The organism is Psychrobacter sp. UBA6291 (assembly GCF_002439405.1).
Taxonomy (GTDB): Bacteria; Pseudomonadota; Gammaproteobacteria; order Pseudomonadales; family Moraxellaceae; genus Psychrobacter; species Psychrobacter faecalis.
On sequence record NZ_DJUD01000013.1, the window covers coordinates 33503 to 45079 of the forward strand.

Consider the following 11577-nt stretch of genomic DNA (forward strand, 5'->3'; position numbering starts at 1 on the left):
TTATGCTGCAGCTGCCGTACAGTTTTGCAAAACGCCATCAAATTTTGGCCATTCTTGCTATTGATCCGGAGTTGCCGCCGACCTTGGTGTTGACCAAAACTACGCCATTGTCCGCCATTAATGAGGCGGTGCGTTTTTTACAGCAGCAAGGCGTACGCGGTGTACCAAATTATGAAAATATCAGCATTGAAGATTTCGAAAAACGTATGAATGCCGCCTATGCCGGTAATACGGGCGAGTCGCAGCATATTGCCGCTGGGCTTGAAGACCATCCTGACCTCGATAGCCTGGCCGATAGCGTTCCTGAAACAGAAGATTTGATGGATCAACAAGACGATGCGCCGATTATACGTCTGATTAATGCGCTGTTGTCTGAAGCGATTCGTCTAAATGCTTCAGATATTCATATTGAAACTTTTGAGAAGCGCTTAGTGGTACGCTTTCGTGTCGATGGAGAGCTAAAAGAAATTATCACGCCAAAACGCCAATTGGCGCCGTTACTGGTCTCGCGTATCAAGGTCATGGCTAAGCTAGATATCGCCGAAAAGCGTGTGCCGCAAGACGGACGCATCAGTTTAAGACTGGCAGGCCGTGAGGTCGATGTACGGGTATCGACCTTGCCATCGAGCTTTGGTGAGCGCGTGGTCATGCGTTTATTAGACAAGCAAGCGGGTCGTCTCAATATGACGTATCTCGGTCTATCTGATAATGACTATAGCGAGCTTAAGCGCTTAATCCATCGTCCACATGGCATTATTTTGGTGACTGGACCGACGGGTTCGGGGAAAACCACCACACTATATTCGGCATTGACCGATTTAAATGACCAAACCCGCAATATCTTGACTGCTGAAGATCCGATTGAATTTCAGCTCGATGGTATCGGGCAAACGCAGGTTAATAATAAAGTCGATATGACCTTTGCTAAGAGCCTGCGTGCCATGTTGCGACAAGATCCAGATGTGGTGATGGTAGGTGAGATTCGCGATTTAGAAACCGCCGAAATCGCCGTACAGGCGTCTTTGACCGGGCATTTGGTCTTATCAACGCTACATACCAATACCGCCATCGGTGCGGTCACACGTTTGCAAGATATGGGCGTAGAGCCATTTTTATTATCGTCATCGCTGATTGGTGTCGTCGCTCAGCGCTTGGTACGGACGTTATGCACATATTGTCATGGCTGGCAGGCTGCCGATAATGAACAGGCCAAATTATTTACTGAAATTGGTATTGCGGCAAATGCTACAAATACGGCTACTGAAAAATTAACAGAGAATATTATTAATTTGCCGAAACCAGTGGGCTGTGATAAATGTAATAATTCAGGCTTTAAAGGGCGGACGGCAATTTATGAAGTGGTACCGATTGACGATACCTTGCGCCGGATGATTCATAGTAATACTGCCGAGTACGAGCTAGAAGAATACGCCCGTCAGCAAACGCCATCGATACGTGCTGATGGACTACGCAAAGTCATAGAGGGTCGGACGACGTTAGAAGAAGTGCTGCGGGTAACCAAAGAAAGTGCCCTAACTGATGACGCTATGATTGTATAAAAAAACGATAGTATAAAGAAAAACGATTGTATAAAGCAAAACGGTTATTGAGTCAAAAGTCGGTGCAATTGGCTCAATAACCGCTAATCAAAAAGTCAGTTTGGTTTATTTGTAATAGCGCTGCTATTTCGCGGCGATACATTCAACTTCAACGCTTGCGCCCGCTGCAAGCTCTGAAACGCCAAAGGCTGAGCGTACAGGATAAGGCTTAGCCAACTCTGCTTTATAGACTTTATTAAAGTCATCAAAGTCATCCATATCAGTCAGCATCGCCATACATTTGACGATGTCTGATTTTTGGTAGCCGTACTTTAACAAGGTTTCATTGATATTATCGAGCGCTTGCTTGGCTTCGGCTTTGACGCCGCCTTTGACCAATTTACCGTCTTTAAAACCAATCTGTCCTGACATATATAACGTATCGCCGACACGTACCGCTTCTGAAAATGGATAATTGCCGCCATCACCGAGAAATACTGGGCTAGATTTGGTGACGGTTGCATTATTAGTTGTTGGCGCGGCATTGGCCGTAACCGCAAAACTTAAGCCTAATGAACAGGCGCTAATCAGCACTACTTTAGATAAATGAGTCGTCAGTTTATTGATATATCTAGACATACTTGTCTCCTTGTTATTGTAATGTTTTCTAAATCCATTTTTTGGTAGCTGTTTGCTTCTTTAACAAATTGAAATTAATTGCTTTCTAGTTCTAGCGTTGAGTGTTTGCTGCTTGCTTCACTTTCGTTTTGCTCGGCTTTAGATTGCTCATCTTTGGTTTTTTCATTGTCATTTTGCTTGTTTTCTAGCGCTTTAGCAGCTTTACCTTGACGGCGTGCTTCTAGCTCAGATTTGGGTATCCAAGCCCATGTCATCTCAACGACGATAGGGTCACGGTCGCTATCTGACTCGCGGTCATGAATCACGCACGGTATGACCATCTCACCCTTTGGCGTATTTAAAATATCCAAGCGTTGCTCGTCAGATAATGATGCCACCGCGGCGATTTGACCTTTTTTAATCGGGCGATAAAAATTCACCGAGTAAGATTTAATCAATAATACGCGGTCAGAGGGTAGGTTTAAACCCAAAATAAACCCTGTTGCGGTTTCCGCAAGTAAGGTGATAGCAACCGCATGAACCGAGCCAATATGGTTTTGCACCGCTTTGGTATTATTTAAGCTGACCACCACTTGATTGGGATCGACGTTTTCATAATAAATACCTGTTGTGCCCACGTACGGCACCACTTTACCAAAGGCTTTTGATAAAATGCTGGCGCGCGCGGCCGCAGGCAGAAACTTGGTGACAGATAGCAGTTTGGTAAATTGGTTGCTGATGGGTTTTAGCGTAGTGTGTGGTTGTGCAGCTGGCACTTTGGTGTTGTCAGAAACTTTGACTGGTAGTTTGCTACTTAGTTTGCTACTTAGTTTGCTAGGGAGTTTCTTTAATAATCCTGACATACAACATTCCTCAATTTTAAGTGGGATTTACAGTGTTTTGCTAGTGCGATAAAAAGGTTAAGACGATAGATAAGGCGACAAATTCTTTTTATCTTCGCAACTTAACTTAGCAACGATGTTAGTTATGGTACATTAAGTGCCGTATCGCTACTATTATTAACATGAACTGCCGCGCTTATAAAATATGACTAACGTAACGGTATCTTAGGTATGAGAAATAATGCCATTTTTCGTTAGCTCGCTTAATTTTAACTGGCCACGTTATAATCGTCAGGGTTTAGCACAGCTAAACTATTTTGCCGTGTTTTTCTCATGTTCGACAATGCCACGCTAGATAAGGCTATGCCAAATATGTCTCTTTCCAAACCAACCAATATCATCTATACGGGCGTTGCTGGTACAGGTAAAACCTATCGCTTGCTCCAAATCGCCCAGAAATATACTGACTACTTGCCAAAGATAAATGACAAAGAATTATTGAGACAACTTTTGCAGCCGTTAAGCTGGCGTGACGTGGTTTGCTTAATATTTTTGGATTTTAAGTCGAAAAAACAGGACTTGGTCAAGGTACCAGAAATTGTCAATCATGAGTTTTTTGTCAATAAAGCGGCGCAAAATGCGCGCGAGAAAAACTTAAGCAATACCGCCTGGTCTGTGCTACAAATGCATACGCCTACGAGCTCGCAAACGGTGAGTTATAAAAATCGAGCCAGCCAAGCCTATTTTGATAAAGACCATAGCGGTGCATGGTATTTACTGCCAGAAAGCATGGATTTGTTAAGTGATTTAGCGCAGCAATTAGCTGAGTTTCAACAGGCGCAGCGCGAGAATAATAGCCAAAATAAAGAGTTCCGTCAGCAGCGCTTTAGTATGGTCAGCTTTCATCAAGCCTATGGTTATGAGGAATTTGTCGAAGGTATCCGTCCGGTGATGGCGTCATCCGACCATACAAAAAATGGCCCATCTCAAATGAGTTATGCCGTGCAAGATGGGGCGTTTTTGAAATTGTGCCAACGCGCTGCCAATAATCCTGAGCAGCGTTATGCGATGCTGATTGATGAGGTCAATCGTGCTAACGTGTCACGGGTCTTTGGCGAGCTATTAAGTTTGATTGAACCCGATAAACGCGCTGGCATGGCAAATGCGATGACGGTTAATTTGGCCTATTCAGGGCGAACCTTTAACGTCCCTGCCAACGTTGATATTTATGCCACCATGAACACCCAAGACCACTCACTAGCGCCGCTTGATATGGCATTACGACGGCGTTTTCGCTTTATTGATTGTCCGCCGCAGCCGGAGTTGTTACCTATTATTTATCTCAATCAAGACTTAGAAGCTGATAATTCAGAAGCGTTTAAGTCAGAAGAAACGATAAATTTGGCGAAACTCTTAACCGGTTTAAATAATCGCATTACGCAAACCCTTGGGGCAGAGGCACAATTGGGTCATGCATTTTTATGGTCAGTAGACAGTCTTGAGCACTTGCAAACGGCACTGATTGAACAAATCATTCCGCAATTGGCGCAAGCAGCGGGCGGGCAAGTCACTGTTTTGCAATATATCTTTCAAGATGAGCAACAGCCGCTAAGCGCGCAGTTTATACAAGATAGCCAAGCGCTCATTGATAATGCCAATAACTTAGCCAGTCCTAATAATTCAAATCCAATGTTTGCCGATCCGCACGCATTTCTGGGGCAGCCTATGAGCGCTAGTAGCTATAAAATTAATGCCGATTTAATCAATCATACAGCTGAGTTTGCCAAGCCGTTTGTCTATCAGCGTTTATATTAACAAGGTTGCTAGCTTGTGATGAGTAGAGTATTACAGTCTGATGACAAAGCGATAGGCAGTCATATTAATAGCAACGTTAATAGTGGCAATAGTAATAGTGCAAGTATTGCTAATAACGTCAATAAGGCTGCACTTAATGCTAATATTATTACGGTGTTTGAGCATCAACGTTTAACAGCCCATGATTTTGTGCACGTAGCGGATTTTCATTGGCTAATGGCGCAAGAGTTTGCCGTTTTTAGCATTAAGCGTCAGCAAGGACAATGGCAGCTAAAAGTCGGCCATTATATTGGTATGATTTTATTACCCAGTGGCATGACGCTTGAGATATTGCCTAAGTTAATAGCAAAAACGTCTAGCAAACATAATTCGTCACAGCCATACGGTTTAGCTAAATCCAATGACATCAATCAAACGCGGCAATGGGTGCAGAATATGCTGGCGGATTTAACCAGTAGCAGTCATGATAAAAATAAGCTTCCTAATACAAAAAACTTTGGCCAATTTAGCAATCAGTTAGCAGCGCTACCGACGACTAAAGCAATGTCATTATCTGATTGGCTGATTGCGCAGTTTTTGCAGCGTTTGGTGCATTATCAACCGACTAAGCACTATCAGGCGCAAATCCATAACCAAGCAGCGCTACAAGGTCGCTTGCTGATTAAAGAACAGTTGCGCCATAACAGCATGCAGCCGCATAAGTTTGTCTGTGAAAGCAGTGTTCTGAGCCAAGAGATGCTGTGTAATCGCTTGATTAAAAGCGCGCTCAACTTACTTACTGCGTTATCTCCGCCATCAATGTCACTGCCCGCATTACAGCAGTGGCGACAAGTAGCAGTGTTAAGTCGTTATGAGCTACAGCGGCTTGAGTCTTTTTATCAGCAAGCAAAGAGGCAATTGGCACTGCAGCCTTTATCTCGGCAGCAATTACAAGCGGCGCAGCAGTTATTAGACTTGGCTTATTGGCTCTTGCAGCAATCTGACGCTCATACTGGCAATGGCATTAAGCCGCAAACATTAGCCAAGCAAAACGCCGCACAACCGCGCCTATGTTTATTGATTGATATGAATCAAGCGTTCGAGCAATGGACAAGCCTGCGCATAGCGGCCCAGTTTCAGCAAATTGATTTGGCTTATAAGCCTTTGTTTCAAGCACAGCGAGTGTGGCTACATGATGTAAAAGGGCAGGCGTGTTTGTCCATTCGTCCTGATTTATTGATTTATAAAAGTGCTCATTTGCAGACTGGACCTAACATTAAAGCGCTGGGTGAGGATGACGTAAAATCAGAAACGCATACCTCTGCTTGCTCACCCCAATCAGGCAATTATAGCCATGTGATTGATATTAAATGGAAGCATTTACCGCATGCAGGGGCGATTAGTGCGGGCGACGCCTATCAGTTGAGCAGTTACGCGCAGGCTTATCACGCCGAGCAGGGCTGGCTGGTCTATCCGGTACAGGACGATAGCAGACAACCAATCCTGCTCCAGCAACAAGCTTATAATGACGCAGACAATGATAAAAGCTACAAAAAGCCATCCAATCATGCCAAATTATGGCTGATACCCTTTAATGTGCTGACCGGAAAAATAAACGGCGGCTTGCTTCCAGATTTGAATGTAGTATAATAAGCGCTGTTGGCAATCTAGTATTAAGGTTAGTAAAAAACCAACGTTGCGACACCGTCATTTTTATAAAAAAGGCGTATTTTTGAAAGAATTGAACGATTCTTTAAAATAATCAAAAATAGGTGTTGACACAATCGGCTTTACCCCTTAATATGTGCACCTCGATAGCGAGGAACATTAACAAGTTAGCGGTATTACCAACAACGAGTTAAGTAACAAATTATCGAGATAATAGAGAATTTCGGAGTGTGGCGCAGTTTGGTAGCGCATCTGGTTTGGGACCAGAGGGTCGTAGGTTCGAATCCTATCACTCCGACCATCTATTTAAAGAGCCTTACAGGCTTTTTTTTATGTATGATGATATAGTTTTTTATGTTAGATATTTCTGATATGATAAACCAATCAAAATATATAAAAGACCTCTAAGAGCGCCTGTAGCTCAGCTGGATAGAGCATCTCCCTTCTAAGGAGGTGGCCGCAGGTTCGAATCCTGCCAGGCGCACCATTTAGCCTGTCAATCTTGCCTTATCAGGCAATAGTTATGGCGGTTGTAGCTCAGTTGGTAGAGCCCCGGGTTGTGATCTCGGTTGTCGTGGGTTCGAGTCCCATCAGTCGCCCCATATTTTATTCTGTACCTCCTTCCTTATTAAATTCAAAAATATTAAAATAACGCTGCTTGCCTTTACGGGCATTTTTTTGTGCCTGTTTGTTTTATATCAATGCATACTTTTTAAGTTATGATGATATGCGAACTAGCCTGCTGTTTTAATTCTAATAAGTTATAAACTTCCTAGGCATTTAATTATCTAAGCATCTGCTAGCCTTTTTTCGCTTTTTTTCTTATGATAGATAGGCTCGCGAATGTTCTATCATTTGTTAAGCCTTGTTCAATTAAGTTGTCACATTAAATTATTTACTTGATATTCTTATTCAAATTTTCGCTTTGATTTTATCCAAAATAAAATGCCTATCAAATAAAAATAAAATTTTTTGCCCTATTATTTTAAAAGATTTTGCAGTCATCAGTGCTTTGTTTCTATTTTTAAGTTTTTCTATATTAATTACCCATGATTGAGGAAGTGATGGATGGACGCACTAAGCGTATTGCTACAAAATGTACATTTATTCGAAACGAAGTATTATCGATTAAATGTGACGGGCAATTGGTCTTATTCACTCACTAGGCAAGATACGATTTTATTTTATTTGGTGATGTCGGGTGGTTTTTGTATCGACGTCGGCAATGGCCCACGAGAAACGCGCGCCGGTGACATGATTATGATTCCAAGCGCGCATCAGCATATGAGTTATGCGCTAAACTATCATAGTGATGAGGCGCAGCCGTTAGATGAGTTATTGACGAGCTGTAAAGATCATACGCTGGATTTGAAGGGTGACGGTGATTCTGAAGCGTCATTGATATTAATCGAGTGTAAGTATGATAAGGCAATGATTCGGCCTTTATTGTCCGTACTGCCATCGATTCTGCCGGAAGTCAATGATGAAGATGATGGCCGGTTTGAAGTGATTGATGTCGAGATTAGGCTACTGACGCTAGAGGCTGAGCACGAGCGCATGGGTAAAACCGCGGTCATCAATCATTGGGCAAGTATTATGATGATTGAATGTCTGCGGGTATATATTGAGAGTCTGCCTGAAGCCACTGAAAATTGGCTAAAAGCGATGAAGGATCCGTTTTTGACCAAAGCGCTGGTTGCAATGCATGAGATGCCAAGCGAAAATTGGACGATTAATAAGCTCGCTGAGGTAGCGGGGATGTCGCGCTCAAGCTTTGCTCAGCGCTTTAAAGAGGTCGTCGGTATACCGCCGTTGACCTATTTGATGGATTATCGCTTGCGCTTGGCTGCTCGTTATTTGCGTTTGCAGCAAAACAGTATCAGCCGTATTAGCGGTTTGGTCGGTTATGCCTCGGACTCAACCTTTAGCCAAGCGTTTAAGCGTGTTTACGGCATCTCGCCTAAAGCTTATCGGCAGCAGTATCAACAGCAAACGCTCTCTTAATTAGCTGTTAATTGCTATACCTTTTTCAAAAGCGCTCAGGCTATTTAATGGCTTTAGCGCTTTTTTGCTCGATGCTCACTATTAATTAAAACTCCCGCCTTTTAGCATAACTATTGCTTACCATTACCTTTATCACTGATTTAGATACTGAGTATTTCGGCGATGGCTAGCTGACAATGCACTTAGGTTAAGGTACTATAGAGTCATGTTTTGCCCAAGTTTCATAGCGAGATTTTAGCGCATATTATGGCACTGTCTACTGGCCGCTATCGGTAAGTAGTTGGTTTTAAAAGCTAATAGACTATTCATTTAGGATAACTTGGGCAAAGTTTATTTTTACAGCTAATGGTATTTTATGACTGAACCAACCGCTAAGCCAACCGTGACTTCAAATAGCCAGCATACTACTGCGTCCGCTACTTCGACAGCCAACGCTGATAAAAAAGACGTAAAAGGTAAAGTGAGAAACAAACAGCGTACGGCAAAAAATAAGCAAAAAACCAATATTACGCCTGCGCTTGATAAAGCGGCGCTGCTTGCGTTATTTACCTTGTCAGACGCCGAATCAGGTGCTGAGCAAGTAAGTCTAAATACTCTTAGCAGCAGTGAATCGAATAGCAGCGAAACCAATATCGCCGCGCAGCGGTTAGCGCTTTATCGTCGTCAGCATGAGCGTACACGTCAGCTTTATATGGCGTCTGCCGCCACCCGTCCTACGTATCTGGTGCAAACGCTAAAAACCCAGTTTGCAGAATATCAGCAATATTTACTGGCGCAGCAGCTTGATAAACGTGGTCTGATGGATACCGACGGGCTGGAGCGTTTATGGCAACAGTTGCACGTGGTCGATGATATTATCGAAGATATCGTCCGTCATATGCCGGCGCAGCAGCCCGCTGGTTGGCAGCTGACGACGCAAGATGGTCATAATCCACTGCGTTTTCCTACCGTTGGTAAGCTCAAACACGACAAACCTATCGTAGATCAAGGCAGCTTAAACAGTTATGTGCTTGGTCATTTTGGTGTCAGTAGTTTTACCTATGACCGCGCTTATTATATTGGACACGTGGTTGGTTACTTATTTAGCTGCTACTTTTGCGCCCATCTGTCTATTAGTTATGGGGTTACCGCCCTTGCTCCGCAGATCGTGAGCGACTACGAATACGCCAGTCTTGAGACGCCGCATATGGTGAGGTTGCTACAAGGCTTGGATGGTTATTGCAAAAAACGTATTTATCAATTGGCCGTTATTTGCGCGCGCCTTAGCGTCTTTGCCAGTGACAAGCGTATCGAGCGCATGCTGATTGCTGAGGTCAATGATTTTGATAAAAAATTGCAACAACAGCATCTAGATATTTTATTATTACAAGGCTTAATGCCAGATAGCAGCGATTCTACGCCGCTTTTTTAAGACATTTATTTTCTAAAATCTATTATAAGATTGCTGTTTATCAGCATGTTAAATTGCTCACCTTAGGATATTTGCTGCTATGCCCGCTTATCATTATAAAGCGTTAGACGACCATGGCAGTGTCCAAAAAGGCTTACTTGAAGGCGATTCTGCGCGGCAAGTACGTCAGCAGCTGCGTGATAAACAATGGACACCCGTTGAAGTCACCGCCGTCAATGACCGGCAAAGCCAAAGTAAAAACCGCTATAAAAAGCCATCAGCCTATGAACTAGCACTGCTGACTCGTCAATTATCAGTCTTACTTGCCGCCGGTATTCCTTTAGAGGAAACGCTGGCTGCCGTCGCCAAACAATCACCAAAAACCCACATCAAATCATTGATGCTGGCCGTACGCTCGCATGTGCTAGAAGGTTTGAGCCTCGCGCGCGCTCTGCAACAAGCCGCCAGTTTTCCGCCGCTTTATATCGCCACCATTGCGGCAGGGGAAAAATCAGGCCATTTAGATTTAATCCTTAATCAATTGGCAGATTACACCGAAAACCGTTTTGCGCTACAAAAGAAAATCCAAGGGGCGATGGTCTATCCGATTGTATTAATGGTAATGGCAGTCGGGGTCATTATGGGCTTGATGAGCTTTGTGGTTCCCAAGATTGTCAAAGTTTTTGAGCAATCTGAGCAAGCGCTGCCGCTGATTACCCAAATCGTCCTGAACTTATCAAACATCATTACCCAGTGGTGGTGGTTGATGCTTTTGGTATTGGCAGGGGCGGCGTTTTTGTTTCATCGCTTTGCGCAAACCCAAGCAGGCAAATTAACCATAGACAGTATGGTGCTAAGACTGCCGATACTGGCGCGCTTATCAAAAGGGCTTAATGCGGCGCGTTTTGCCAGTACGCTTGCGATATTGGTGCGCTCAGGGGTACCGCTGATTGAAGCGCTGCATATAGGGGCGGCGGTGACGACCAATTTACACATTCAAAAAACCATTATCACCGCAGCCGATAGAGTCACCGAAGGCTCAAGCTTATCGAGTCAATTAGAAAAATCTACCTACTTTCCGCCGATGATGGTGCAAATGATTAAAAGTGGTGAAAACTCAGGCGAGCTTGAAAATATGCTCAGCCGCGCCGCTAATATGCAAGAGGCCGAAGCAACCAACTTTATCAGCACCTTGCTGTCGTTACTTGAGCCGTTAATGCTAGTACTGATGGGCGTGGTGGTGATGATTATCGTCATGGCGGTGATGCTACCGATTGTAAATATGAATGATTTGGCAGGTTAGTAAGCGCTTAAGCTTTGTTAATTTCTCTGCAGCTGACTCAAAATCTATTGCCTCTATCTTGCTAAAGCTTCCGCTAAATTTCTTAAGCCTTGCTTAGTGTTGTAGATTGTTGACAGCGGTACGTTTTTACTAGAGCACAGTCAATCATCAGGCTATAGTAAGCGCTCGTCAAAAGCTTTGCTTATAAACTGTTTAGTATAAAGGATAGCGGTCATCCAATATTTCACGGCGTGTAACCATAAAAGTCGAGATTCATAACAAGCCATTGCAGCGCTGGATAAAAATAAAAGCATGGTTTATAGTGATAAGCGGTTTAGGGTTCATTAATCTAGGGCGTGTCTTCATTTTAAAAATGGTGATAAAAATGAGATAAATTGCAGTCAAACAAGGAAAATAGCGCCGTTAATATCGGGATATTAC

Annotated in this window: 8 protein-coding genes and 3 tRNA genes; 9 read left to right on the plus strand and 2 right to left on the minus strand. The window is 43.5% G+C overall.

Annotated elements, in window-relative coordinates; all coding sequences use genetic code 11:
- Positions 1-2: 2 nt before the first annotated feature.
- Positions 3-1559 carry a type II secretion system ATPase GspE gene (gene gspE / locus B3R91_RS01230; protein WP_286795997.1) on the plus strand — a complete coding sequence of 519 codons (1557 nt, stop codon included), beginning with the start codon at positions 3-5 and terminating at the stop codon, positions 1557-1559.
- A gap of 123 nt (positions 1560-1682) precedes the next feature.
- Here gspE and B3R91_RS01235 read toward each other — a convergent pair whose 3' ends face one another.
- Together B3R91_RS01235 and B3R91_RS01240 are read right to left on the minus strand one after the other, a co-directional pair.
- Positions 1683-2177: a RidA family protein gene (locus B3R91_RS01235; RefSeq protein WP_286795998.1), complete on the minus strand. Its 495-nt coding sequence runs from the start codon at positions 2175-2177 to the stop codon at positions 1683-1685.
- A gap of 74 nt (positions 2178-2251) precedes the next feature.
- Positions 2252-3019: a DUF4442 domain-containing protein gene (locus tag B3R91_RS01240; protein WP_286795999.1), complete on the minus strand. Its 768-nt coding sequence runs from the start codon at positions 3017-3019 to the stop codon at positions 2252-2254.
- A gap of 351 nt (positions 3020-3370) precedes the next feature.
- Here B3R91_RS01240 and B3R91_RS01245 point away from each other — a divergent pair, with 351 nt between their 5' ends.
- The 8 genes from B3R91_RS01245 (at position 3371) to gspF (ending at position 11157) form a co-directional block, all read left to right on the plus strand.
- A complete protein-coding gene (locus B3R91_RS01245; RefSeq protein WP_286796002.1) occupies positions 3371-4813 on the plus strand; it encodes an McrB family protein in 1443 nt (480 codons plus the stop codon).
- A gap of 18 nt (positions 4814-4831) precedes the next feature.
- Entirely contained in the window at positions 4832-6442 is a 1611-nt protein-coding gene (locus B3R91_RS01250) for an McrC family protein (RefSeq protein WP_286796003.1), read from the plus strand.
- A 242-nt stretch (positions 6443-6684) separates the two neighbouring features.
- A tRNA-Pro gene (locus B3R91_RS01255) sits at positions 6685-6761 on the plus strand.
- Positions 6762-6870: 109 nt separating this feature from the next.
- Positions 6871-6947, plus strand: a tRNA-Arg gene (locus tag B3R91_RS01260).
- A gap of 39 nt (positions 6948-6986) precedes the next feature.
- Positions 6987-7062 (plus strand) — tRNA-His (locus B3R91_RS01265).
- Between the two features lie 466 nt (positions 7063-7528).
- On the plus strand, positions 7529-8464 hold the full coding sequence (locus tag B3R91_RS01270) for an AraC family transcriptional regulator (protein ID WP_286796004.1): 936 nt from the start codon (positions 7529-7531) through the stop codon (positions 8462-8464).
- Positions 8465-8819: 355 nt separating this feature from the next.
- On the plus strand, positions 8820-9875 hold the full coding sequence (locus B3R91_RS01275; RefSeq protein ID WP_286796005.1) for a hypothetical protein: 1056 nt from the start codon (positions 8820-8822) through the stop codon (positions 9873-9875).
- Positions 9876-9954: 79 nt separating this feature from the next.
- Entirely contained in the window at positions 9955-11157 is a 1203-nt protein-coding gene (gene gspF / locus B3R91_RS01280; protein WP_286796007.1) for a type II secretion system inner membrane protein GspF, read from the plus strand.
- The last annotated feature ends 420 nt before the right edge of the window (positions 11158-11577 follow it).